This window comes from Streptomyces sp. NBC_01166 (genome assembly GCF_045039765.1).
Taxonomy (GTDB): Bacteria; Actinomycetota; Actinomycetes; order Streptomycetales; family Streptomycetaceae; genus Streptomyces.
This window is the reverse complement of the sequence record NZ_CP108613.1, coordinates 126,894-151,989: the sequence shown is the minus strand read 5'-3', so window position 1 is coordinate 151,989 and position 25,096 is coordinate 126,894. Positions and strand designations below refer to the sequence as shown.

The window sequence follows — 25,096 nt, the reverse complement described above, 5'->3', positions numbered from 1 at the left end:
CGGGAGGGTGGGCGGCGGACACGTGGACTCACGAATGGCGCAGGCCGGCCACGGCGTCGGCGACGTAGTGGTCCCCGAAGCGGATCAGGGAGGCGTACTGGGCAGCGCGGCGATGCCGCATGAGCCGCAGTTCGGCGACGGCGTTGTCGGGGCCTTCCGTTCTCTGAGCGATGGAACGGTCCAGGTGCACCATCGAGTAAGCGAGGGTGATGTGCCGTTCACCGTCGACAATGTCGGCTTCCAGGAGAGCGCCCCGCGCCTCGGCCAGCTCCGGGGCCCGGGCCGCCAGGCAATCGTAGGCGTCGGGAATGACGGACAGCAGATCCTTCATCGCCGCCCGGAACAGTTTGTATCCGCGGTGCTGACGCCCGCTCAACGGGATGTCCACCGACGGGGGTGCCATGGTGTGGCGTACCGCCGCCATGTAGTAGTCGGCCGGAATCGTACTGGCGTGGGTCATGGCAGCAGGGAAACCCCGCACGTACACCGTGGCGTCCGCCAGCTTCAGGAGCGCCGGGCCGCTGTCGCCGTTACGCAGATGGCCGGCGGCATCGGCCACGGCGACAGCGGCGCAAACATTGAACAGGACATGAACCTGGTGCCCGATAAGCCACCGAGCGCTCCACACGTCCTCCAACGACGCTTCTGTGCAAGGCTCGGGGCCGACGACTGGTGGGTCGAGGTCATGGTCGGCGCCCGCTGTCGCGCCGGTGAGGTCGACTACCGCCTGACACATCCCGGCCATCTCCAGTGCCAGGTCGCCGCCTGACAGCGGCGCCTCACACAGGTCCTCCAGGGCGCGGTGGACGACCAGGACGCCGTGCAGGGCGGCCTGCTGATCGGACAGTTCCTCCTCACGGACCCGGAAAAAGGACTGGCTGGTCGACTCGGCGGGCAGCCCTTCACCGGCCACGGCCGGAGCCTGATCCGACAGGACAGCCGCCAACTTTCCGGCAGCTGCGGTGGCTTGTCGTAGCGCGAGGGCCCGCTCGAGGGGTCTGGCATGGGTCGCCACCCCGGCCAGCACATGAGCAGTCCGCCTTGCCTCAGCCTCGACCCGCGAGCCCAACGCAGGGCCGGGCCGCCCGCCTCGGGGCTCGCGAAAGACAGCGACAGCAGGATGCCCGACAACCGGTGATAAGCCCATAGTCACAGTAATTCGCCATGAGCCCTTCGCCCGAAACCCTGATATGCGCCATTGTGAGACGCCGCCATGGTGCGCCGGGTGATGGGCGACAGTGGGGTGCCCCCTGATGACCGTCGGTGTCGCGCGGACGGCCAGCCCGCAGGCTGGTTCGACCGGAATCGCGGTACCGGATCGTGCCGATCGACGTGTCGCTCAAATCTGTGCAGTGGCCTCCTCGACGGAGCCACGCGCACCCGGCAGACGGGGGCATCCGGTGGGGCAGGGCGTGGTCAGCGCGGACGCCGTGGTGGCCGGGGATCAAGTACTCGGACGCTCGATCGCTTACGCACTCGCCTCTGCGGACCAGGGGGCCCAGGGTTGTCCTGTGCTGCAGCTCGGGGCCTGAGGCGTCACCAGCAGCCGGGGCGATGCCCGGCGTGCTGGGCGAGGTCACCTCGGCCTCATTGGACAAACCCCACAACTCGCTCGCGGCTCCGCCTGGACGCCACCGAAGCCGATGTCGTGCCGTTCGGCGAGACGCAGTAGCTACGCAAGACGGGAGCGCACCCGGGCGGCAGTGGCCCGTTCCCACCCTCGTCCTCACTGGTCTCTGCGAAGGCGAACCGCCGGGTCGATACACGGGCTGACGATCATGTCGATCCCCCGGGAGCAGGACAGCTCTTCACGTCGAATAGACGCCAGGCGGACTGTTGCCTGCCTTGGTCCTTGGGACAGAAGAAGCTGAAACCATGACTTGCTGTCTTGTTTGTTATCAAGACAAGCGTTCAGGCACTTTATTGCCCCCTCCGGCCGCACAGGATGGTCGCAACAACGGCTTGAGGAAAGGTGTTCGGCATGGCGGATTGGGTGAAGGTCGCGGGCGGTCTCTCGGCCATCTCGGCGGGGTCCAGGACGACGGTGTGGGGTGTGAACGCGGCGAGCGCGATCTACCACTACACGAACTACGACGCCAACCCGTGGATCAACATCCCCGGAGGCCTGAGCGACATCGGCGCAGGCGCTGATGGCACCGTGTGGGGCGTCAACGGCGGCAACCAGATCTTCCGGTACGCCGGAGACCAGGGCGCGTCGAACCCGTGGACGAGCATCAACGGCAGCCTCGTCCGCATCGACGCGGGCTCCCGCACGAACGTATGGGGGGTGGACTCCGCCCACGCCATCTACCGGTACACGAACCACGACGCCAACCCCTGGATCAAGATCCAGGGAGCGTTGAGCGACATCGGTGCGGGCGCCGACGGCACCGTATGGGGTGTCAACAGCGGCGGCCAGATCTTCCGCTACACCGGAGACCAGGACAGCTCGAACCCGTGGAAGAACATCACCGGCGGCCTCAACCGCATCGCGGTGGGCTCCCGGACCAACGTGTGGGGCGTCAACGCGGCCGGCGCCATCTTCCGGTACACCAACAACGACGCCAACCCGTGGGTCAACATCCCCGGCACCGCCACCGACATCGCAGCCGGAGCGGACGGCACCGCCTGGCACGTCAACAGCGCCGGCGACATCTACCGGTACACCGGCGACCAGCCGAGCTGACCCCAATGCTCAACTGACTGTGCGGGCCCCGGCCTGACAAGGCCGGGGCCCGCACGTCTGCCCCCGCGAACCGGGGCAGCCCAACGGCCGCCGAAGCGGGTGGCGCGGGCACCGGCCGCCCCAGGAACACAGAGCCTCAGCTCCTATCGAGGTCCGGGATGCATGCGAGGAACGCGCACCAGGTCGTGCGGACCGACCAGGCAACAGGGGCGACGGCCGGCTCCCAGGAGGCCCGCCAGGGCGTTGCTCTCCGGCTGCGCTTCGGCCTTCGTGGCGTACGCGATCGCCGTTCCCCGGACTCAAAGCGGCCGGCGCCCTCAGTCCGCCGAGATGGGTAGCACGGGCACCGGCGAGGAGCCCTCGTGATCAGAGCAGGCCGCCGCCATCTCGTACGCACCCGCCCTCGCGGAGGGGGCTCCGCCGAGCTGACCGTTCGGTCCCCAGCGCGCGGCATTCCAGGAGAAACAGGGGTGGCTGGGTTCGTTCCCGATGATGTCCTCGCCGCGCCGCCAGCAGCGGTGTGACGTCTGGCGAGGCAGCTCGGGGTCGCCGTCGCCGACTCTGCGGCCTACGGAGAGCGCGAGCAGACCCGAGCAGATCACTTGCGGGGAGATTTTGGCGTACCTGTCGTGGAAGTAGGCGGAGGCGATCGAGCTCGAGGAGCTGGAAGCGTTCCTGCTGGCCCGCACGATGGAGCACGACTCCTGGGGCCTGCGCTGTTCCGGCTGGGGTGTGAGTACCTGCGCTCGGCGAAGGTGGTGGCCCGGATGTGGTCTCGCTGCTGAAGAAGGTCGGCAGCGCGCGTTGGCCGCGGAGGAGGAGACTTGCGGCCGAGTGGCCCATCTGCTCACCGGCGAGCAGGCGCGGGGACCTTCTGGGTTTGCCATGGCCGAATCCCGCAAGGACTCGGAACTCCGACAAGCGAGGCGACAACGACCTGACAGGGCGTCTGCTCGAGTGTGGAAAGCGGGCATGTGTTCGTTCCGACCTGATGCGGGAGTTCGGGGTGTCATGCTGGGGGAGTCGAGGGGGCCAACGTCGTTGGCCGCCAGGGATGTTCGCTCCGTTGCGGGTACGTCCCGGTGGCGGTGACCGGGGGCCGGTGAACACGCGGCCCCTGCGGGTCGCCCCTCTGACATCCTGACGCCGGGGCGGGCCTCGAAGAAGGGTTGAGGCACCTGATGTCCTCACGTTCCGCGTTACACCCGTCGCGTCTGCGACTCAGATTCTCCGCGCTGGTCGCCGCCGGCGCGCTCGCCATCACCGGGCTGGTCGCGCTGCCCGCCCCCGCCGCGCAGGCAGCGCCGTCCGCCCCGGTGGCGTACGTCGCCGACCTGCTCGACAACACCGTGACGGCGCTCGACACCGCCACCAACACGGTGGTCGCGACCATCCCCGTCGGTTCCTCCCCGATCGGGGTGGCGGTGTCCCCGGACGGTGCGTCCGTCTACGCCGCCAACAACGGCTCGGCCTCGGTGTCGGTGATCGACACCGCCACCAACACCGTCACCGAGACCATCGCGGTCGGCACCGGCCCCATCAAGCTCGCCGTGTCCCCGGACGGCGACACCCTCTACACCGCCGACTCCGGCGCGAACACCGTCTCCGTGATCGACACGAGCACCAACGCGGTCACCGGAACCGTCGCGGTCGGCGCTCTCCCGTTCGGCATCGCCCTGTCCCCGGACGGAACACGCGCCTACGTCTCCAACAACAACGGCAACACGGTCTCGGTGATCGACACCACCAGCAACACCGTCACCGCGACCGTCGGCGTCGGCCAGAAGCCGAACGTCATCAAGGTGACCCCGGACGGCACCCGTGCCTATGTCGGCAACCAGAACTCGCACAACGTCTCGGTGATCGACACCGCCACCAACACCGTCACCGCGACCGTCCCCGTCGGGATCGGCCCGTTCGGCCTCTCCCTGCCCCCGGACGGCACCCGCGCCTACGCCAGCAACAACAGCGATTCCTCAGTCTCGGTGATCGACACCACCAGCAACACTGTCGTCGCCACCGTCGGCGTCGGCAACGGACCGTTCGAGTCCGCGGTCACACCCGACGGCGCCTCGGTGTACGTCCCCAACGGCTACGCCGGCACCATGTCGGTCATCGACACCGCCACCAACACCGTGACCGCGTCCTTTGCGCTCGGCTCCTTTCCCTACGCGGTCGCCTTCGCCCCCGCCGTCACCGCGGTACCCGAGGCGGACCTGACCGTGGCCGTCGCCGACTCCGCCGACCCCGTCAACGCCGGCGACCCGCTCACCTACACCGCCACCATCGGCAACAACGGCTCCGACGCCGCCACGGGCACCACTGCCACGATCACCCTCACCGGCACCGCCCGCACCATCACCTCCGCCACAGCCTCCCAGGGCTCCTGCCTCATCACCGCGCCGACCATCACGTGCGCCCTGGGTACGGTCGCCGACGGCGCCTCGGCCACCATCACCGTGCACGCGACCCCGACCGCGGCCGGCACCCTGACCGCCACCACCACCGCCAACGCCACCGAGACCGACCCGGTCCCCGGCAACAACACCGCGGCCAAGTCCACCACTGTCGCCACCCCGCCGACCGCGGACATCGACGTCAACCTCACCGCCCAGCCGCGCCTGGGCATCCTGGCCCCCTACATCACCTACACCCTCACCGCCCACAACACCGGCCCCGACGCGGTCACCTCCGCGACCGTGAAGGCGACCCTCCCACCGGGCGCCGCAGCCACCAACCTCTCCACCGGCTGCACGACCGCCGCCTCCACCCTGACCTGCACCTACGGCACCATCGCCGACAATGCGAGCGTGAACAAGACCTTCCGGGTCCCCCTCGGCCTGCTGAGCCTCGGCCCGGTCACCGTCACCGGCCAGCGCACCGCCTCCGCACCCACCGACACCAACCCCCCCAACGACACCGCCGCCGTCACCTGCAACGCGCTGTCCATCATCCTGGTCACCTGCCCCTAACCCCTCTCTCTCGAGACACCTCGAGTCCGCGCCCGCACACCGCGGCACTCGGCCGTCCGATGCCGAGCGCCCGGCTGGGCTAAGAGGTCCTAACAGAAGCCTCAGATGATGTGACTGTCGGCTTGGATGCTCGTTGGGCTGTACGTGGGGAAGAGAGAGGCACGTCCGTGGATCGTCTCGGATGAACTGTGGTTGTTGGTCGAGCCGTTGTTGCCTGTTCCGGCGCCGAAGCTGGTGCCCGGCCGGCCGAGAGTTCCTGACCGCCAAGCGCTGTGCGGCATCCTGTTCGTGCTGCATACCGGGATCCAGTGGGAGTACCTGCCGCAGGAGCTGGGCTTCGGTTCAGGCATGACGTGCTGGCGCCGGCTCGCTGCCCGGAATGAGACAGGAGTCTGGGACCGGCTCCACGTCGTGCTGCTGGCCAGGCTGCGAGCGGCGAAACAGCTCGACTGGTCGCGGGCGGTGATCGACTCTTCCCACGTCCGGGCCGCTCGGCGCGGCCCAAAAGCGGCCCCAGCCCGGTCGACCGCGCGCGGCCGGGCAGCAAGCATCACATCCTCGTCGACGGTCAGGGCATCCCGCTCGCGGTGTCCCTGACCGGCGGAAATCGCAACGACGTCACCCAGCTGATGCCCCTGCTCGCCAAGATCCCGTCGGTCCCAGGGCTCGTGGGACGGCCACGTCGACGGCCCGACGTCCTGCTCGGCGACCGCGGCTATGACCACGACAAGTACCGCCGCCTGGTCTGGGCTCAGGGCATCAAACCGGTCATCGCCCGCCGCGGAGTGGCGCACGGCTCCGGCCTCGGGATTCATCGCTGGGTTGTCGAGCGCACGATCGCCTGGTTCCACGGCTTCCGACGTCTCCGCGTCCGGTGGGAACGACGCGACGACATCCACGAAGCCTTCCTCGGCCTTGCCACCTGCCTCATCACCCACCGCCACGTCCAACGCCTTTGTTAGGAGCTCTAAAGGCGTGCAAGGATCTGCGCTCGGTCGGCTGGGTGGAGTCGGTCGGCCGGACCTCGCACAGCCGGCGAACGGTCGGCCGGTACGCCCGGATATGTGGAACCTGACGACAGCTGGGCTCGCGTCGGCTGCGTCGGAGGTGGGGCGGTGGGTGCGGGAGATGGGCGGCACCGCGCCGGAGGCGGCGAAGGCCGGCGCTGTGCACGCGCCGGCGGTCACGGACACGATCGACGCGTTTCGCAAGTCCCCACCTCCTACGAGCGCCGGGACCAGCCATGGTGACGACCCTGGAAAGCTCGCTCATGGTCCTGCGTCCATGCGCCATGCATTCGCCGACCGACGACGCCTCGTGAGTGCCCTCGATCGTGTGCGGACCACGAACGGCCACACGTTGCGTACGGATGCGGGGCCCGGCGACATGGCCGCCGGGCCCCGGCCCGGCTTCAGCTCGCTGCGCTGTTCAGCGCCGCGAGGACCGCGCCGTATGCCTCCTTCTTCTGATAGTTGCCGTTGAAGAGCAGTGGAGTGTCCTGGGCGAGCCAGGAGTACTTGTCGGTGACGCCCCACACGGTGATGCCGTTGCACCGTGCGACGGCCACGCACGCCTGGGTGACCTGCCGGTACACATTGGCCTGTGCCGCGCCGGAGCCGGCGACGTCGAGCTCGGTGATCTGCACGTGCACGCCGAGGTCGGCGAAGCGCTGGAGGTTCTGCCGGTAGGTGCTGAGGTTGGAGTTCGAGGCCAGGTGGCTCTGGAAGCCGACGCAGTCGATCGGAACGCCCCGGGCGCGGAAGCCCTGGACCATCCGGTAGATGGCATCGCTCTTGGCGTTGATGCCGTCGGTGCCGTAGTCGTTATAACAGAGCTTGGCCTTGGGGTCGGCTGCTTTCGCGGTGCGGAAGGCGTCCTCGATCCAGCCGTCGCCGAGCTGCCGCTGGAGGTTGGACTGGCGACGGCTGCCGTCCCATTCGAACGCTTCGTTGACCACGTCCCAGGAGTCGATCTTGCCCGCGTAGTGGCCGGCGACCTTGGAGATGTGGTTGCGCATCGCCTGGCGCAGGGCGTCGCCGGTCAGCCCCTGGACCCAGCCGGGCTGCTGGGCGTGCCACACCAGGGTATGGCCGCGTACGAACTTGCCGCGTTGCTGGGCGTACTCGACGAGTTGATCGCCACCGCTGAAGTTGAACTGTCCCGGGCTTGGCTCGGTGGCGTCCCACTTCATCGCGTTCTCGGCGACGACGCTGGAGAACTCCCGGTTGAGAGTGGACTCGTAGTCCGTCTCACCGAGGTGGGGGGCGACCGCGGCGCCGAAGTACCGGCCGCTCTGGGAGGCCGCGGTGCCGAGGGTCTCGGCGGCCTGAGCGGTGGGCGAGAACGCCACGACGGCCGTTGCCGCCAGGACGCCGGTCGCCGCGACGGTGACCGCCGACCGGGTACGTCGTGGGGCGCGCCTTCGGGAGGATTTGCCGGTCATTGCGTGTCCCTCTCTGGTGGGGGTGGGTGGCAGTGCTGGGCCTGGACTCGTGCGGCCGTCGGCCGTCAGGCCAGGGTGGCTTCCCAGCGGGTGCCGGAGCCGGTGGCGTCGGCGGGGAGGCGGTCGCGGGCGGCGGTGTCGTCGTGCAGACGCCACCGGAACCAGTCCACGAGGGTGCTCTGGGTCCGGCCGAAGGTGGGGAAGCCCGGATTCAGGTACGCGGCGTGGTCCGCGCCGAGGTGGGTGAGGAACGCCTTGGGCGCGGGCAGTTCGTCGTACGCCCGTCGCGCCAGGGCGTAGTCGCAGGTCGGGTCCTTGTCGCCGTGGATGAACAGCACGCTCGCACGGACCGAGGCGGCGGGGGCGCCCATGTCCACGCAGGCGACCGGGACTGCGGCGACGATACGGTTGTCGGGCCAGGCGGTCACCAGGCCGTGGGTGGTCATGCCGCCCATCGAGTGCCCGGAGACGCCGACGCCGGCCGCGGTGTCGATGTGCCCGGCGAAGGGGCCGCCCGTGGCGTCGTTGAGCGCCAGGGTCCGGGTGATGACCTCGGAGACGTCCCTCGACCATTCGCCTCCGTAGACGGAGCCGAGGTTGGTGTTGTCGGAGAACGAGGGAGCGGGGCAGATGAAGCCGGCGGAGGCTATTGCATGGGTCTGCGAGGCGTAGGAGTCGGAGTTGCCGCCCATGCCGTGGCTCCACTCGGCGACGGGGAACACACCGTCGGCGAGAGGGGCGTCGGGAACGGGGGAGCCGCCGGGGGTGCCGGGGGTGGGGTAGAAGACCTTGGTGAACAGCGAGCGGGGACCGCGGCTCCAGTTGAACTGGCGCACGCCGACAGCGAACTCCGTGCCGGACGCCGGCAGTTCGGCGCCGGAGGCATGGTGCAGTGCGGAGCCGAGCAGGGGGGTGCTCAGGCCCGCTGTCGCGGCGGCGGTCAGGCCGAGGAAGGTACGTCGACTTAACGACATGCGTGACTCCTTGCGTGGGGGGAGTGGGTGGGGGAGGGAGGTCTCAGCAGGGGGAGTCGGCCTGAGTGGCCAGGCCGAGTCGGTAAGGCAACTGCGAGTACTCGCCGCTGGAGTTGGGGTCCCGGCCCTGGTAGAGGAGCCGGAGGTGGCACGGGTCGATGGTCATGGTCTGGTCGTTGGTGGCGCGGATCAGTTCGCCGTGGCTGATGTCCTTCGTCCACGCGCCGCCGGGGAAGGTGACGTTGGTGGAGCGGGCGAAGGGGTTGGCTTCGGTGGTGGCGAGCGGCTGCCAGGTGCCGGTCAGGCCCTTGGAGGTGAAGGAGCGGTAGTACCGGTTGCCGTCGCTGCCGATGGCCTCCCAGATCAGCAGGTAGGTGCTGGTGCTCTTGACGCGGTAGACCGCGCCTCCCTCGAACAGCGCGAAGCGGGAGTCCTCGAGCACGATCCGGGTGTTACTGAAGCCGTTCGGGAAGTTGGCGACGGTGGTCTCGGACCGGTACACGTGGCCGTTGTCGTCCGCGGAGAACAGGTAGCACTTCGCGTCGTCGCAGATCACGTAGAAGTCGAGCCAGTTGCCGTTGCCGATGTTCTGCCGGACGACGTCGGGCACGCTGTTCATGAGGTTCTTCGGCGCGGACCAGCTGGTCGGGTCGTTGATGTCCTTCGTCGTGGAGTACGACGGCAGACCGGTCTGGTAAACGAGGTACCACTCGCCCTTGGGGGCGAAGTAGAAGGCGTGCGGGGCGGCACGGTAGCCAGGGCCGATGCCGGAGGCGGTCTCCAGGTGGGTCTGCTTCGCACCGGCGGCCTGGGGCCAGTCGGAGAAGCTGGTGTGGGCCAGGCTCCAGTCGCCGGAGGTGCTCGCGGTGGTCATGAAGACGTGCCATCTGCCGTCCTTGTCCTGCACCACCGACGGGTCTTTGACGGCGACGGAGTTACTGCCGTCCTGCTGCGGTGAGATCACCGGTCCTGTGGATGACCACCGGAAACTGCCCGGCAGGTTCTGCCGGAGGGTGCCCCCCGGTGTCGCTCCCTCGGCCGGCAGGGCGAAGAACGCCGTCAGCAGGGCGGTGAGCAGGGCCACATAGGTGTGGCGGCGACAGGGGCGGGGGCGGAGGCGATGCGTCAAGGGCATGGGCAACTCCATAGCGGCTCGACTGGTGCGCATGCGGTGAAGTGGGTTTGGCCGGCTGAACGGCCCCGGCCCAGACCGCAGCGTGGTCGATATACCGGACGGCGGCCGTATCTTCGGACGTAGGAATAATGGAGCGTTTGACGGAGCCCGGTCAACACTTTGCGCGCAATATTTCGGTCCTGGCTCCGAAAGGTTTGCGCGAAAATTTCAACACCTATGGTGAGCGGGTGACTTGTAAGACACCGGGGCACACTTGGTCGAGCCGGACGCCGCGCTCGGTTTCGCCGACGGAGCCGCGCTCAGCTCTTCGGTGGGGCCGTGCTCTGTCGGACCACGAGTTTGGTGGTAACCTCCAGGCCGAGCTGCGGCACCCTCTCCCCACGACCGAGCGCGAGGGCCAACTCGGTGGCGGAGGCGGCCATTTCGCTGAACGGCTGATGCACCGTCGTCAGCGGTGGATCGGCCCAGACCGCGACCGGCATGTCGTCGAAGCCGACCACGCTCAGATCCTGTGGGACGCGCAGACCGGCCTCGCGGGCCGCCTGGTAGACACCGAGTGCCTGCATGTCGTTCGCGGTGACGATCGCGGTGGGCCGGTCAGGCAGGCCGAGCAGTGTGCGTGCGGCGGCCTGGCCGCCCTCGCGCGTGAGCTGGGTGCGGACCATCAGATCCGGGTCCACGGGGAGCCCGGCCGCCTCGAGAGCGGACCGGTAGCCCGCCGCCCGGGCCAGGCAGAACGCGTGATCGGGGCCGCCGATCATGGCAATGCGCCGGTGTCCCAGCGAGATCGGGTGGCGCGTCGCCGACTGGCCTCCCCTGAAGTTGGTGGCGCCGACATAGGGAACACCGTCGGGAACGTCGTCCACCGGATCGAAGACGACGTAGGGGATGCCCTTCGCCTTGAGTCGCTCCCGTTCCGCTTCAGGGAGCTGGAACACCGACAGCACACACAGGGGGCGTCGTCCCACGGTGTCGTCGACCGAGGCGTCGGCGTCGTGCAGGCCGAACTTGGAGACCACGACGCCGGCGCGGTTCCTGCGGGCCACCTCCTCGACACCGCGGATGATCTCCCCCACCCACATGCTCTCCAGCTCTCGGAAGATCAGCTCTACGAACTTCTGCTTGTTGTCGGAGGACTTGCGGTAGCCGTACTCGTCGATCAGATCCTGGACTCGGGCCCGGGTCTCGTAGGACACCCCTGGTCGGCTATTGAGCACCCGCGACACCGTGGGCACTGATACGCCCGCCAGCTCGGCGATATGCGCGATCTTCACCGACGTCGGCCCGTCACTCTGCGCGGCCTTCCCGCTGTCCACCGACGCACCCCCATGACTGTCTGAGATGATCCCCGGACTGTGGACAGGGGGGATCATGGTGCGGAGAGTTTAGCCTCCTTGTGGTGCTGCTTTTCGAACTCCATCGGGGACAGGCAGGCCGTGCCCTGTGCCGGCGGCGGGCGTTGTAGGGGGAGAGCCACTGAAATTTTCCAGCCGCACCTGACTCATCGTCGCGAACAGTTTCCGGCACCGTCTCCCGTTTCGATCCCTGCCAAGGCTCTCGACCAGAGCGTTGGCAGGGCTCGAGCCGACTCTGCCCATGCTTCGGCGGATGCCGTGCAGGTCGCAGACCCGGGGAGGACGCGGCACTACGACCCTCGATCCGCGTCATCATGGAGACGGTCGGCGTCCCAAGGACTGTGAAGTGTCAGCCGACCCGAGGCCGGGCGTTCTCCGCACGCAGACGGGCGGTCCACAGCGTGTCGCAGCGAGGCAGGTGTAAACCATGAAGTCCCGCGCAGTACGGGTGAGGTGGGCCTGGTCGGCGAAGCCCGCGGTGGCTGCGGCCAGGGCGGCAGTCGAATCCGGCAGGTAGGCGGTGGCGGTGCGGAGCCGGCCCCATCGGCGCAAGCGGGAGCGCGAGGCCCACGTCTTGCCGAACCAGGCCGCGCAGCCGCGGGGCAGACAGACCGACCTTGTCGGCGATTGAGGTGATGGGCATGTCCCGGTCTCGCAACGTGCACTGGTGGATGGCGTAAGCGACTCTCGGGTCGAGCGGGGCCGGGTGCCCGGCCCGTGCCCGCAATTCGGTGTATCCGGCGGCCAGGTCCACGTCGGCGTCGGGGCCGTGGGAACCGGTGGAGCCGAGCGCGGCGAACACGCGGCGGACCTGGCCTGCATCGAGCTGTATCGGCTGCGGGCAGGAGGGCAGCAGCCAGGAATCGATGAACAGGGCGATGTAGGGCGAGGTCGCCGCACAGCTGTGGGCCAGCTGAGGCGGAACGATCAGCCGGGACGCCGCAACCAAGGGCCGTCCCGGCTGGCGGAGTTCGGCGTGGCCGCTGATCGGCAGCACGGCCTTCCACGCTGGCAGTCGGTGGCAGGGCGACATGGAACGGGCGGGTCTGGGCGAACATCGTCGCTTCGGTACCGGAGGCTAAGACGATGCGGCGATCGTTTTGTGCAAGTGCCCAGGCACGAGGTGAGCAGATCATCGTGCCATGCACGCTACCGCTGCCGTCACCTTGGCGGTGTTCCTGGTCGTCACCGGGGTCATGCATTTCCTGGCCCCGGGCTATTTCTGCAGGCTGATACCCGCGTGGCTCCGCCGGGAGCGGCTCCTCGTGGCCGTCACAGGGGCGGCGGAGGCCCTGGTAGGTGCGCTGGTGCTGGTTCCGTGCAGCCGACCGGTCGGGGGCTGGACCGCCGCCGTCCTGCTCGCCTGTTACCCGGTGTCCCACGTGGACGCGCTTCGACGCGCGCGGCCGGATCTACCCCGGCTGCTGGAGCGGCCGGTCGGTGCGGTGGCTCGGTTGGTGGTGAACGTCTTCTACATCGCCTGGGCGGTTGCCCTGGCCAGATCAGCGGCTGATGCCGATGCACGGGGACTGGTTGACCAACGTCTCGGCGAAGGCCGCCGTAGTCCGGAGAGGAAGACATGCAGATGAGCTATCGCCTCGTCGTCGTGGGCGCCGGTCACGCAGGTCTGCCGCCGGGCAGCGACGGGCGGAGCCGTCGTTGCGGCAACAGCTCAGCGGTACATCGGTCAAGCTGGACGTTGGATGCGTGACCGCGATCGACCCCATTGGCCGGACCGTGTGTGTGGATGTCGCGCCCGGAGCGATCCGTTACGACCCCTGGTGTATGCCGTGGGCAGCCGGGCGCGGCTCGACGAGGTCCCAGGGGCGGTCGAGCACGCCTACACCGCCGCCGGCCTTGAACAGGCGACGCGGCTGCGGTCCAGGATCGCGGCTCGGCTGACGGGCCGGTAACCAGGGCCCGTGCGGATCAGTTACGTGTCCACCAACAGGCTCCGCCCTCTGCGCACCGGCGACGCCCGGCCGCCGTACGGACTACCGAGCGCCGCACCCTCGCCGTAGAACACCACTGGCGTGCCAGCCACCCGGGGGCAGTCCGGGGCTGGAACGTAGCGGGCCTCGGGTCCGACGCGCCGGGCCGTTGCAGCTGGCGCCGGTGTACCGGGTGCTACGCAAAGCCTCAGCGTGGCCACCAGACGGTGCGCGGTGGGCAGGGACAGCTCGGGGCGCCGGGCAGGTCCGCCCGGACAGGGCGGACCAGCCGGGCTGTGTGATCCGGGCGAGGGCGCCGCGCGATGGCGCCTCTTCCGGAAGGCCTGCGGACGCCGGTGCGCGGGACCGCGTCGTTCGCCGCGAACCTGCGCACCTGACACTCCGGACCTGGTCGTACACGCAGGGGCTGCCGCACCGTACGGGGCCGGTGCCCGCGTGGACCAGAGGGTGCGGTGGGAGTCGGCGTGTTCTCTGCCGCTAGGCGTAGTGGCGGTAGAGCGCCGATGCCACGCACGCCGGCTTCTCCACGCCCTCCACCTCGATGGTGAAGGTCAGTCGCATCTCGACACCGTTGCCCTTGACCTCGTCCACGGCATCCACGGTGCCGTGCAGTCGGATCTTCGCCCCCACCTTCACCGGGCTGGGAAAACGCACCTTGTCCAGGCCGTAGTTGATGCTCATCGAGATGCCTTCGACCGCGAGCAGGTCATTGAAGAGCGGGATGACGAGGGAGAGCGTCAGGTAGCCGTGGGCGATCGGGGCGCCGAAGGGGCCGGCGGCCGCGCGTTCGGGGTCGGTGTGGATCCACTGGTGGTCGCCGGTGGCGTCGGCGAAGGTGTTCACCCGCTGCTGGGTGATCTCCAGCCAGTGGGTGCGGCCGAGGTCGGCGCCGGTGAGGGCCTTGATCTCGTCGAGGCCGGTGACGGTACGGAGTGCGGTCATGAGTCGGCTCCAGGGAGAGGGTGGGTTCCGTAGGCTTCGCGGATGCGGGGTTTGAGCAGCTTGCCGGCGCCGGTGCGGGGCAGCGCGTCGGCGAAGACGACGGACTTGGGGATCTTGTAACGGGCGAGCCGCCCGTCGAGCGAGGTGAGGATCGCGTCGGCGTCGGCCTCGGAACCCGGTGTGCGGACGACGATTGCGCGGCCCACCTCGCCCCATGTCGCGTCGGGCACGCCGATCACGGCACAGTCGGCGACGGCCGGGTGCTCGTACAGGGCCTGTTCCACCTCGGCCGGGTAGATGTTCTCCCCACCAGAAATGATCAGGTCTTTGACGCGGTCGACGATCGTGACGTATCCATCGGCGTCCGCCACCGCCACGTCTCCGGTACGGAGCCAGCCGTCCGAGAGGGCCGCCATGGTCGCCTCGGGCAGGCCCCAGTAGCCGGACATGACGGTGGGGCCCTTGACGAGCAGTTCGCCGCGCTCGGCATCCATGCCGGACGGGTCGACGATCCGGATGTCGTTGAAGAAGTGCGGCAGGCCCGCGCTTCCCGCCTTGGCCAGGGCGTTGTCGGCGTCGAGAAGGCACACGCCCGGTGACGCCTCGGTCATGCCGTAGCCCTGGACAAAGCGCAGACCGCGCGCCTCGTACGTACGGATCAGGGCCTGGGGGACCGGGGCTCCGCCGCACATCAGCTTCCGTACGGACGACAGGTCGGCTCCTGCGAAGCGTTTCTCGGCGGCGATCTGCGCGAACATCGTGGGCACACCGAACATCAACGTCACCCCGTGCTCCTCGACCAGGGCGAGGGTGCGGGAGGGTGAGAACGACTCCTCCAGGACGAGTGTGCCGCCCTTGAGGAAGGTCGGCAGGCACGTCATGTTGAGGGCCGCCGTGTGGAACAGCGGAGCCGACAGGAGTGTGACCTCGTCGGCGGCGAAGTCGCCGTCGACCAGGGTGTTGACGCTGTTCCAGGTCAGGTTGGAGTGGGTGAGAGCGGCGCCCTTCGCGCGGCCGGTGGTCCCCGAGGTGTACATGATCATCGCGAGGTCGTCGGGGGAGACGGCCTCGTCGACCGGGGACGTGGAGGCCTGGGCGAGGGCGTCCTCGTAGGTGTCGTCGACGGTGACGAGCGGGACGGCTCCGCAGGTACCGGCGAACGCGCCGAACGACACCGTGTGCACGAGCAGGCGCGCGCCTGAGTCGCTGAGGCAGTGTCGCAACTCGGCGTGGGAGAGCCGGGTGTTGAGCGGGACGAACACCGCGCCCAGCCGGGCCGTCGCGAACATCGACTCGAGGAAGGCGGGGTGGTTCGGTCCGAGGAACGCGACCCGGTCGCCGCGGCGGACGCCGAGGGTGTGCAGATGGCGGGCGAGGCGGGTGGTGCGATCGTGTAGCTGGGCGTAGGTGTGACGGGTGATCCGGTCGTCCTGGCGGTGCACCACTGCGACGCGGCCCGGGGTCTTACGGGCGCGACGTGCGGTCCAGGATCCGATGCCTTGGTCGCGCATGCGGGAGCTCCTTCGCGTCCCTCGATAGCTGTGTGGGTGGGCGGGGCCGGTTTTCGGCGGGTCGCCACCCGGTGAATAGGCCTTCGGGCCGGTGCCCCGGGCCGGTCCTCGAGTCAGTCCTTGGTGAAGCCGAACAGCCGTGCCGCGTTCTCCTTGAGGATCTTCGGCCGGACCTCGTCCTTGATGGGCAGCGCGGCGAAGTCCTTCAGCCAGCGCTCAGGGGTGAGCAGCGGGTAGTCCGTTCCGAACAGCACCTTGTCCTTGAGCAGCGTGTTGGCGTACTGGACGAGCTGCGGCGGGAAGTACTTCGGCGACCAGCCCGACAGATCGATGTACACCTGCGGTTTGTGTGTGGCCACCGACAGGGCCTCGTCCTGCCAGGGGAAGGACGGGTGGGCCATGATGATCGGCATGCCGGGGAAGTCGGCGGCCACGTCGTCGATGTGCAGCGGGTTGGAGTACTTCAGGCGGATGCCCCCGCCGCCGGGCGTGCCGGCGCCGATGCCGGTCTGGCCGGTGTGGAAGACGGCGATCGCGCCGGCTTCCTCGATCGCCTCGTACAGGACGTACGCGGAGCGGTCGTTGGGGTAGAAGGCCTGCACGCTGGGATGGAACTTGAAGCCGCGCACCCCGAAGTCCCGTACCAGCCGCCGCACTTCGCGGGCGCCTGCCTTTCCCTTGGCGGGGTCGATCGAGGCGAAGGGTATGATCACGTCAGGGTTCTCGGCGGCAGCCTCGGCGACCTCCTCGTTCGGCACGGCGGGGATGCCGGTCGCTGCCTCCGCGTCGACGGTGAAGACGACGCAGGCCATCTTCCGCTCACGGTAGTACGTGGCGATCTCGGGCAGGGTCGGCTTGCGGTGGCCACCCTCGACCTTGAAATATTTACTGGAGGCGTCCTCGAGATCGGCGGAGAGTGAGCCCTGCCCGCGCGCTGACACCTCGGCGTGGGTGTGTACGTCGATCGCGTTGATCGCGTCGATATCGATACCAGCCATGGAGTGGTCGCCTCCTCTACAGCTTCGGAGCGGGGATGCCGTAGGACTCCGGGCGCTGTCCCACCGAGGTCGGCCAGGCCGCCGCGATCGCGTCGGCCGTCCATCCGCCGTCGGCGTACGCGGCCGAGATCTCCTGGGGATGCGACCACAGCGACAGCTTGTCGCCGCCGATGCCGACGCACTGGCCGGTGATGTCCGCGGCCGCCTCGGAGGCGAGGAAGACGACCAGTCCGGCGCAGTCCTGGGCGGTACCGAAGGCGATGCCCTTGCGCAGGGCGTCCGGGAACGGCGTGCCGTCGTTCTCGTACGCCTCGATGTGGGGGGCGAACAGCGGCATCGTCTTCGTCATCTCGGTGGCCGCGTTGGGGACGACGGCGTTCGCGGTGATGCCGGCCCTGGCCAGCTCCATGGCCCAGGTGCGGACCATCGCGGCGATTCCCGCCTTGGCGGCGGCGTAGTTGGTCTGGCCGAAGTTGCCGCGCTGCCCCGCGGGCGAGCCGGCGACGATGATGCGGCCGCCGCCGCCCTGCTCGCGCATGCGGATCGCGGCGGCGCGGGCGCAGGTGAACGTGCCGCGCAGATGCACCTGCTGGACGGTGTCGAAATCGTCGTCGGACATCTTCCACAGCACGCGGTCGCGGAGCACGCCCGCGTTGGTGACCAACACGTCGAGCCGGCCGTACTCGGCGACGGCCCGCCCGACCAGCGCGTCGGCCGCCTCGGCGGTGCCGACCGCGACGGTCTCTGCGACCGCGCGGCCGCCGTCCCCGGAGATCTGCTTGACGGCGGCCTCGGCGGCCTGCGCATCGACGTCGTTGACGACAACCGAGGCGCCGGCGGCGGCCAGGGCGCGGGCATAGGCGAGCCCGAGGCCGCGCCCGCTACCGGTGACGACGGCGGTCTTGCCGGAAAGGTCCATGGGTGGGTCTCCTCGGTGGGTGGGATGCGCGCAACGTTAGGCAGTTATATTGCTGCGGTCAATGGAGTGCGCAACAATGAGCTGTCGTGATCAAGTGCGCGTGCCGGAGTGGTGAAGCGGAGAAGGGGAGGACGTCATGGCAGCAGCAGAGGAAGCCGAAGTGCCCGAAGAGGGCGGGGAGATGGGACTGCGTCCGCAGTCGCTGATGCTCACCTTCCTCGGCAACTACGTGCTCGGCGGCGACGCCTACGTCTACTCGGGAAGCATCATTGACGTCTTCGGCCGCGCGGGCGTCGGTGAGCACGCCACCCGCTCGACCCTGACCCGCATGGTCGGCCGCGGACTGCTGCACCGCCGCCGGGTGGGCCGCCGGATGTACTTCGGCCTCACCGACCGCGCGGTCACCATCCTGCGCGACGGTGAGGACCGAGTGTGGAAACAGGGCGCGGTCAACGACTCGTGGGACGGCACCTGGACCCTGCTCGCCTTCTCCCTCCCCGAGGCCAGCCAGCGCCAACGGCACGGACTTCGCGCCCAGTTGGCCTGGGCCGGCTTCGGCCCGCTGATCGGCGGACTGTGGATCGCGCCCGGCCGGACCGACACGGAGGAGATCACCGCCGACCCCGGCTTCGTTGGCCGGGTCACCGTCTTCCACTCCGCCGTCGGCCCGGCCACCGACATTGCCCGCATGGTCCACGAGACCTGGGACCTGGCGACCCCCGCCGCCGGCTATCGCGCCTTCACCGACCGCTGGTCCGCCCTGGCCGACGGCGCGGATGACGCCACGGACACCGACCCGCTCGCCGTCAAACTGCGGTTGCTCACCGAGTGGCTGGTCATCGTCCGCGCCGACCCCCACCTGCCTGTCCGGCATCTTCCCGAGGACTGGCCGGCCGCCCGCGCCCAGGACGTATTCCGCCGGGCCGACGCGCGGGTGGACGCGGCGGCCCGACGGCTCGCGGAGGAACTCCTGGAGACGGTGCCGGCCCAGGAGGACTGAGGGGGACCGCCGTCAGCGCCAGGGCCGGGCGAGGTCGTAAGCGCGGGGGTACGGCCCGGCCTCGTACGTGAGGTACCGGGCCGGGTCCGCCGGATCGATCCTGCCCGCCTCGGCGTTGAGGGCCTCGGCACCGGTGTTCCCCCAGCGCCCGCTGTCCACCCGCTGCTTCAGCGCGTGCACCGCGGCGACCTGCTCGGCGGCGGAGAACGCGCAGTGCCCGGCGTTCTCCACGTAGGCCTGCCGGAGCAGGGTCTGCTTCCCGGCCCCGGTGACCGCCCGCCGGTGGGCGCTCATGGCCTGGACCGGGATGAGGGCATCGCCGGTCGTGTGGATGTCCAGCTGAGGCTTGCGCAGTTCACCGGTGAAGGCGATGTTCCGGGTCATGAAGGCGACGGCGGCCGGGGCCGCGCTGATCCGCGGCGCCCGCTCCAGGCGGGCGAGATCCTTCTCCAGAGAGGTGCCCGCCGCCTTGTAGAGACCCTTGACCTGCTTGTACGTGGCTGAGTCGCGCAGCATCGTCGTGTAGTCGACCCCGGTGTTCCAGGACATGTTGCCGCCTGCCCGGCTCTCGGCTTCCAGGCGCCAGCGGAAGGCGGGCAGGGCGACCAGACCGGACAGCGCCTCGTACTGATTGGCCTGCTGCGCCGTGTAGTCGTCCGGGGCGGGACGGGTCTGGGCGGGGGAGTTCCAGCCGGGAATGTTGTGCAGGGCGGCGGCGAGCGCGATCCGGGCCCGACCGGCCCGATCGGCCTGGGCTGCGGTCACGGCCTCGGAGAGGGTGTTCGCGGCGCTGTTCGCGGTGGCCGCGTCGCCGAGACTGGTCAGCTGGATGTCCTTGGCCTCCGGGAGAAGGGTCTTCAGCGCGAAGACGGGGTCGAGGGTGGAGTTCCAGTTGGCGACGCCGCCCTGGAGCAGGCCGCACTCGGAGAGCGAGCCGTCGATGCGGCCCGGGTGGCGTTCGGCCAGCGCGGTGGTGACCAGGCCGCCGTAGGAACTTCCCCAGGCCAGGGTGGTGCGGGCCGTGCCGACCTGTGCGGCGAACCGGTCGAGCGTCGCCAGTTGGTCGGGAACTGCCTCGCCGACGGCCCAGCCGGTGGTGGCGTACGAGGATCCGGCCAGGGCGTAGCCCTCGGCCAGCAGCCGGGTCTTCGTCGGTGTGTCGGGGGCGTTCGTGGCCGGGTTGGGGGAGCCTGTCGGGGTGTAGCCGTGGCTGAAGAGGAGCAGGGTGCCGTTCCAGTCGGCGGGGGCGTCGATCACATAGGTGGCGCCGGAGGCGAGTGTTCCCTCCAGGTGTACAGGCTGCGTCCCGGCATGCGCCGGGGTGGCGGCAAAGGTGAGGACGACGGCGAGCGCGGCCGGGCCTCTGAGCGCGGGGGAGAACAGCTTCACGGACGGGCCTCGCTCTGGCTGGGGAGGGCGGTGGGATTCACGGGGGCTTCACCGGTCCGACCGGGCTCGACGTCCCCGTCGGTGAGTCGGCGGGTGCTGGTTTCGCCGAGCAGCAGGATGCTGACCACGCTCAGGGCGCAGAACGCGGCGATGACCACGGAAATCACGGTGGTGTCCGAACTGTCTGAGGAACGCTGGATTTCGGCGAAGAGCAGCGGCGCGAATCCGGCGCCGAGCGCAGCGAGTTGATAGCCGAGGGAGGCCCCCGTGTAGCGACTCCGCGTGGCGAACAACTCGGCGCAGAGCGCGGCGAGAGGCCCGTACATCATCGGATGGATCAGGGACTGACCGAGTATCAGGGCCAGCACGAGCTGCCCGGGGCTGCCCGAGTCGACCAGCGGGAAGAGCACGAAGCCGAACACGGCCATCGCGACCGCACCGGTCAGGACAACGGGCCGGCGCCCGACCCGGTCGGAGAGGGCGGACCAGCCGAGGATGCCGATCACGGCGAGCGCCGACGACAGGGTGAGCGAGTTCAGGACGGTCTGGCGCTCGTGGCCGTGCTGGACTCCGTACGCGATGAGGAAGGTTGTCAGCGTGCCCTGGGCGACGAACGCGGCGAGGCCGGTGCCGATCGCTAGGAGCAGCACGCGCGGCTGGTCGCGCAGGACCTGGAGCAGCGGGATCCCGCGCGGCTCCGGCTTCTGGCCGGCTGCCGTGAACACAGGCGTCTCCTCCACCCGCAGCCGGATGAACAGGCCGACGGCGAGCAGCAGGATGCTCAGCAGGAACGGCACCCGCCAGCCCCAGGACAGGAACGCCTCCTCGCCGACGATCGCACTGGTGCCGGTGAGCGCGGCGGTGGACAGGATGGTCCCGCAGGGTGCCCCGGCGTTGGTGAACGCGGCCCACAGCCCGCGCCGGCTGGTGGCGTGCTCGGCGGACATCAGGACCGCCCCGCCCCATTCGCCGCCGGCCGCAATGCCCTGGAGGACGCGCAGCGTGACCAGGAGAACCGCGGCCCAGCCGCCGATCTGACGATCCGTCGGGAGTAGTCCGATGAGGAAGCTGACCACGCCCATCAGGGTCATGGTCGTCACCAGCATCCGCTTGCGGCCGAGCCGGTCGCCGAAGTGCCCGAAGATGATGCCGCCGAGCGGGCGCGCCACGTACCCGGCGGCAAACGTGCCGAGGCTCGCCACCGTCCCGGCGAGGGGGTCGAGGCTGGAGAAGAAGACCTTGTTGAACACCACGGCGGAGGCCGTGGCGTACAGCAGGAAGTCGTAGTACTCGATCACGCTGCCGATAAAGCTGCCGGTCACCGCGCGGCGCAGCTGGGCCGGGCTCTGTGGAGGTGGTGGCGAGGAAGCGGGACTTGTGGTGTCTGCCATGGCTGCCATCCCTGTCTTGTGGGCCGGCCAGGTCTCGGACCGGTCGTCGCGAGGGAACGTACGGCGATTATCCGACGGCCGTCAAGAATCTGCACATGATTGCTGGAGGGTGGCCGGACGGGCGTCCCGAAGTTCGGCGGAATCGTTGATGGTGACCGCAATTGCGCCTGACGTTCGTGGATTTGGGCCACGGTCGCGACCGCTCCAGAAGACCGCGGTGGCCGCATCCGTCCGTGACCGGTGGTACGTCGCCGCCTGCGCCGGCGAGTTCGTCCGGGAACTCCTCGTCTGCCTCCGTTTTCGGTGCAGCGGTCCTCCACCGCGCCGTTCGTGGTGTTCTCCCCGGAAGCCGTGGTTGGCTGCGGATCCGGTGTGGTGGGATCGCCGACGGGACCGCCGGTAATCTGTACGGCGACGGGTGCCGTGTCGTCGGAGGGTTCGGGCCGTTCGGCGGCTCGTCGGCGAAGAGAACGGCTTCCAGGAGACCCTGGGCCCCGCGGACGCGCCGGTCGAACCGGCTGTCGCCACCTCGGTCCCGGACAAGCTCGGTACCGGCGCTCCCTTCACGATCATGTCCCCGTTCTGGGGCAGCCCGCCGAAGGCCGGGTGCACCTACTACAAGGCGGTCGACGCGGCGGCGGGCACCAAGGTCACCTGGCAGAATCAGGAAGGCGGCACCTACGGCCAGAAGCTCGGCGCCGTCCTCGCCTCCAGCTCCATGCCCGACATGATGGTCGTGCCCCGCTGGGAACTGGTCGGCAAGATCGCGAACGCGGTCACCGCGAAGTTCATGGTCCTCGGCCCTATCTGGCGGGCGAGCAGGCCAAGAAGTATCCGAACCTGGCGGCGATTCCGTCCGACGCCTGACACACGGGCATCTCAACGGCGCGCGGCTCGAAGGGCTGCACACCGCCTCGGGTCCCGTCGACAGGGCCGACTACACCGTCTCCGGTGACCAGCTCACCCTGAAGGCGTCGCTGCTCACCCGCCTCGCCGGGGACCGCGCCCTCGGCCTCAACGCCCGCCTGTACGCGGACTCCTCCACCGGCCTGCCCTGGGGGTTCCGGATCATCACCGCCGGAACCCCGACCGTCTCGGACGCCTCTGGCACCACGGCCGGTTTCACCGTGCCGACGGCCTTCCGCGGCGACCTCCTGGCCACCATGGAAACGACATACGCCGACGGCAAGGCGGCCGGGCCCGCCGACCGGACGACGTACAAGGAGTACAACCGCAGCTTCGCCCCCGACCGCGAGGGCGACACCATCGCCCCGCTCCCGGCCTTCTTCGAAGCGGTGCGGGACGGCGGACCCGTCACTCCGACGTTCCACTTCTGGACCGGCACGAAGGTGACCTACCAGGTCACCAGGAATGGCACCACCGTCACCGGCAGAGCAACGGACTGACGCCGCCGCACACGTCCGGCCCTTGCCCGGGGCGACCATGATGCCCTGGGCAAGGGCCAGGCTCGTATCGCTTCGATCGACAACCTCGCAAAGCGCATAGCATCCCATTCCATGGCCAGTGCGTACGTGAGGTCGATGCGACAGCGCACCGCCTCGGCCGCCTGCCGGTTCGAAGAGCAGAGCAGGAACTGCAGCACACAGACGGTGGCCGACCGGGCGGGCGACAGGCCCGGATGCCGTCGCGCGAGTACCAGCCGGCGAAGTCCTTGCCGCACCACAGCCCGTCCAGCAGGTCTCGCAGCGACATCGCCGTCGTACCGTCCGGATTGCTCGCCCCGCGCAACCCGCGTAGTGAGAGACAAAACCTGCTCGCCGGATCGGGAACGGAGCGACCAGGGACACCTCGATGACTGCATCGATCTTCGAAGCATCCCCGAGCATGCCCCCTGGACAGCCCCGCTCATCCCTGGCCCGGTATCGGACTGCGCCCGAGCGGTCCTGGATCAGTAACCGTAGATCATCTTGTAGGCGACCTCGGGGAGGAACTGTCCGGCCGAGGAGCCGGTTCCGACGCCGCAGTTGCCGTCGGACTCGCCCGGGACCTTGATCCACAGGAGCATCTCGGCGCTTCCGCCCTGCTGGGTGGGGGTGCCGATACGGCGGCCTGAGGGGTTGCACCACTGACCGTTGGCGCCGTTGCCGTTGCGGCTGGTGTCCACGGCGAATGGCTTGGTGTAGCCGTACCGGGCGTTGAGTTCGCCGTTGACGGCGTTGCCGTACGCGGTGTTCTCGGCCGTGGTCAGGTAGTTGGAGACGTTGAGTGAGAAGCCGTGGGCCTGTCGGAGGCCGGCTTCGTGGAGGCGCTGGGCCATGGTCGCCGCGCTCGTCCAGGCAGGGTTGCCGGCGTCGAGATAGACCCAGGTGTTGGGAGCCTGGCGGTTGAACTCGGCGAGCGCGCCGGTGAGCATGGTCTCGCGTTCGTCGATCTGGGCCTGGGTCATGCAGCCGTAGTCTCCGAGGGAGTCCGGTTCGAGGACGACGACGGCCGGGCGGTTCGCGATCCCGCCCGCGAACTGGGCGATCCAGTTCGCGTAGGCGGACGGCGAGGAGGCTCCGCCCGCGGAGTGCCCGCCGCAGTAGTCGCGGTTGTAGATGTTGTAGGCGACAAGGATGGGCAGCTTGTCCTGGGCGTCGGCGGCGCCCACGTACGCGCCGGCGGCGGTGCCGATGGTGCCGCTCCAGGAGCCGAACCAGCGGGCCGTCGGAGTGTTGGCGATGGAGGCGGTGATCGCGGAAGCCCGGCCGTCACCGGGGTTGGCTGCGACCCACCGCTTCGCGCTGGAGTCCGGGTCGACGTAGAACCCGTTGGTCATGGTCGTCGGGTCGGCCGCGTGTGCGGACGGTGCGGCGGCGAGCGCCAGTGGCAGCGAGGAGAGGGCTGTCACGAGGGCGAGCAGTCTGCGGCGCATGACGGTACCTCGGTTTCTGACAGGGATGCATCGGATGGGTGACGGTGGCGGGAGCGCTCCCATCGGAAGCGTTCCGCGCGACACGGTCGGTTAGCAGGTCGAGTTGGTCCGGGTCAGGAGGCCGAGCCGCCACGGGAGGAGCTTGCAGTCGCCGCCCGCGTCGGGATTCTCTCCCGGGTGAGGCTCGTGCAGGTCGCCGCGGCAGCGGGGGCCGCTGCCGGAGGAAGCAGGGCGCCGACGGCCGGGTCGGTGGCGGCCGGAGTGCGGCGACTGCTCTGTGCACGAGATATCGAACATAGATCGGCTTGCCGACCACCTGAATGATAGGGGGCCGGTGAATCCCGTCAATACCTCTCGCATAAATCGTCGGTGCCTGCAAAACTTTCGAAGCGCATGGCACTGTGTCGCCGCAGGCTGGTTGCCCGAATCATGCAGATGCGCCCCCTTCCGCGGTCTGTGTGGCCGCATCGTGGAGGCGGTTCGGCGATGGGTGTTGACATGCTCGATCGCTTCCCTAGTATCCGTGAGACTCGTAGTTGCCGATAGTTTCTGTA

Annotated in this window: 21 protein-coding genes; 7 read left to right on the top strand and 14 right to left on the bottom strand. The window is 69.2% G+C overall.

The window, feature by feature from the left end; all coding sequences use genetic code 11:
* Positions 1 to 28 precede the first annotated feature (28 nt).
* Positions 29 to 913 (bottom strand): hypothetical protein, encoded by an 885-nt coding sequence (locus OG379_RS00765; protein ID WP_405658177.1) that lies wholly within the window; start codon positions 911 to 913, stop codon positions 29 to 31.
* Positions 914 to 1,981: 1,068 nt separating this feature from the next.
* On the opposite strand from OG379_RS00765, the gene OG379_RS00760 reads away from it, so the two are divergent.
* The gene (locus OG379_RS00760; RefSeq protein WP_405658175.1) at positions 1,982 to 2,686 is read left to right on the top strand and encodes a tectonin domain-containing protein; all 705 of its coding nucleotides are present in this window, start codon (positions 1,982 to 1,984) and stop codon (positions 2,684 to 2,686) included.
* 317 nt (positions 2,687 to 3,003) lie between these two features.
* Here the strand turns inward: OG379_RS00760 and OG379_RS00755 are convergent, their stop codons facing one another.
* On the bottom strand, positions 3,004 to 3,375 hold the full coding sequence (locus tag OG379_RS00755; protein WP_405658173.1) for a hypothetical protein: 372 nt from the start codon (positions 3,373 to 3,375) through the stop codon (positions 3,004 to 3,006).
* 492 nt (positions 3,376 to 3,867) lie between these two features.
* Here OG379_RS00755 and OG379_RS00750 point away from each other — a divergent pair, with 492 nt between their 5' ends.
* Both OG379_RS00750 and OG379_RS00745 read left to right on the top strand, forming a co-directional pair.
* Positions 3,868 to 5,658 carry a beta-propeller fold lactonase family protein gene (locus OG379_RS00750; RefSeq protein ID WP_405658170.1) on the top strand — a complete coding sequence of 597 codons (1,791 nt, stop codon included), beginning with the start codon at positions 3,868 to 3,870 and terminating at the stop codon, positions 5,656 to 5,658.
* 126 nt (positions 5,659 to 5,784) lie between these two features.
* A protein-coding gene (locus tag OG379_RS00745) for an IS5 family transposase (RefSeq protein ID WP_405658168.1) occupies positions 5,785 to 6,620 on the top strand; the annotation gives its coding sequence in 2 pieces (ribosomal slippage) (positions 5,785 to 6,166 and positions 6,166 to 6,620; 837 coding nt in all).
* Between the two features lie 449 nt (positions 6,621 to 7,069).
* Here the strand turns inward: OG379_RS00745 and OG379_RS00740 are convergent.
* The 5 genes from OG379_RS00740 to OG379_RS00720 form a co-directional block, all read right to left on the bottom strand.
* Complete coding sequence (locus OG379_RS00740; RefSeq protein WP_405658167.1) at positions 7,070 to 8,101, bottom strand: endo-1,4-beta-xylanase; 1,032 nt, start codon at positions 8,099 to 8,101, stop codon at positions 7,070 to 7,072.
* 65 nt (positions 8,102 to 8,166) lie between these two features.
* Positions 8,167 to 9,075, bottom strand: coding sequence for an alpha/beta hydrolase family protein (locus tag OG379_RS00735; protein WP_405658164.1), 909 nt, complete (start codon positions 9,073 to 9,075; stop codon positions 8,167 to 8,169).
* 43 nt (positions 9,076 to 9,118) lie between these two features.
* The gene (locus tag OG379_RS00730) at positions 9,119 to 10,210 is read right to left on the bottom strand and encodes a non-reducing end alpha-L-arabinofuranosidase family hydrolase (RefSeq protein ID WP_405658161.1); all 1,092 of its coding nucleotides are present in this window, start codon (positions 10,208 to 10,210) and stop codon (positions 9,119 to 9,121) included.
* Positions 10,211 to 10,509: 299 nt separating this feature from the next.
* Entirely contained in the window at positions 10,510 to 11,484 is a 975-nt protein-coding gene (locus OG379_RS00725) for a LacI family DNA-binding transcriptional regulator (RefSeq protein ID WP_405668351.1), read from the bottom strand.
* A gap of 430 nt (positions 11,485 to 11,914) precedes the next feature.
* Positions 11,915 to 12,562: a hypothetical protein gene (locus tag OG379_RS00720; protein ID WP_405658158.1), complete on the bottom strand. Its 648-nt coding sequence runs from the start codon at positions 12,560 to 12,562 to the stop codon at positions 11,915 to 11,917.
* A 145-nt stretch (positions 12,563 to 12,707) separates the two neighbouring features.
* Here OG379_RS00720 and OG379_RS00715 point away from each other — a divergent pair, with 145 nt between their 5' ends.
* The gene (locus tag OG379_RS00715; RefSeq protein ID WP_405658155.1) at positions 12,708 to 13,154 is read left to right on the top strand and encodes a hypothetical protein; all 447 of its coding nucleotides are present in this window, start codon (positions 12,708 to 12,710) and stop codon (positions 13,152 to 13,154) included.
* 840 nt (positions 13,155 to 13,994) lie between these two features.
* On the opposite strand, the gene OG379_RS00710 is transcribed toward OG379_RS00715, so the two are convergent.
* The 4 genes from OG379_RS00710 to OG379_RS00695 form a co-directional block, all read right to left on the bottom strand.
* Positions 13,995 to 14,459 (bottom strand): MaoC family dehydratase, encoded by a 465-nt coding sequence (locus OG379_RS00710; protein ID WP_405658153.1) that lies wholly within the window; start codon positions 14,457 to 14,459, stop codon positions 13,995 to 13,997.
* Positions 14,456 to 15,970: an acyl-CoA synthetase gene (locus tag OG379_RS00705; RefSeq protein ID WP_405658151.1), complete on the bottom strand. Its 1,515-nt coding sequence runs from the start codon at positions 15,968 to 15,970 to the stop codon at positions 14,456 to 14,458. Before OG379_RS00705 ends, OG379_RS00710 begins: the two co-directional genes overlap by 4 nt.
* A 113-nt stretch (positions 15,971 to 16,083) precedes the next feature.
* A complete protein-coding gene (locus OG379_RS00700) occupies positions 16,084 to 16,968 on the bottom strand; it encodes an amidohydrolase family protein (protein WP_405658149.1) in 885 nt (294 codons plus the stop codon).
* A 16-nt stretch (positions 16,969 to 16,984) separates the two neighbouring features.
* The gene (locus OG379_RS00695; RefSeq protein ID WP_405658146.1) at positions 16,985 to 17,887 is read right to left on the bottom strand and encodes an SDR family NAD(P)-dependent oxidoreductase; all 903 of its coding nucleotides are present in this window, start codon (positions 17,885 to 17,887) and stop codon (positions 16,985 to 16,987) included.
* Between the two features lie 136 nt (positions 17,888 to 18,023).
* Here OG379_RS00695 and OG379_RS00690 point away from each other — a divergent pair, with 136 nt between their 5' ends.
* Complete coding sequence (locus OG379_RS00690; protein ID WP_405658144.1) at positions 18,024 to 18,887, top strand: PaaX family transcriptional regulator C-terminal domain-containing protein; 864 nt, start codon at positions 18,024 to 18,026, stop codon at positions 18,885 to 18,887.
* Positions 18,888 to 18,899: 12 nt separating this feature from the next.
* Here the strand turns inward: OG379_RS00690 and OG379_RS00685 are convergent, their stop codons facing one another.
* Entirely contained in the window at positions 18,900 to 20,276 is a 1,377-nt protein-coding gene (locus tag OG379_RS00685; RefSeq protein WP_405658141.1) for an alpha/beta hydrolase family protein, read from the bottom strand.
* Entirely contained in the window at positions 20,273 to 21,667 is a 1,395-nt protein-coding gene (locus tag OG379_RS00680; RefSeq protein ID WP_405658140.1) for an MFS transporter, read from the bottom strand. The genes OG379_RS00685 and OG379_RS00680 overlap by 4 nt, the downstream gene beginning before the upstream one ends.
* A gap of 418 nt (positions 21,668 to 22,085) precedes the next feature.
* On the opposite strand from OG379_RS00680, the gene OG379_RS00675 reads away from it, so the two are divergent.
* Together OG379_RS00675 and OG379_RS00670 are read left to right on the top strand one after the other, a co-directional pair.
* Complete coding sequence (locus tag OG379_RS00675; RefSeq protein ID WP_405658139.1) at positions 22,086 to 22,622, top strand: hypothetical protein; 537 nt, start codon at positions 22,086 to 22,088, stop codon at positions 22,620 to 22,622.
* Complete coding sequence (locus OG379_RS00670; protein ID WP_405668350.1) at positions 22,531 to 23,073, top strand: X2-like carbohydrate binding domain-containing protein; 543 nt, start codon at positions 22,531 to 22,533, stop codon at positions 23,071 to 23,073. The genes OG379_RS00675 and OG379_RS00670 overlap by 92 nt, the downstream gene beginning before the upstream one ends.
* Before the next feature lie 503 nt (positions 23,074 to 23,576).
* Here the strand turns inward: OG379_RS00670 and OG379_RS00665 are convergent.
* On the bottom strand, positions 23,577 to 24,542 hold the full coding sequence (locus tag OG379_RS00665) for a glycoside hydrolase family 6 protein (RefSeq protein WP_405658137.1): 966 nt from the start codon (positions 24,540 to 24,542) through the stop codon (positions 23,577 to 23,579).
* Positions 24,543 to 25,096: the final 554 nt, after the last annotated feature.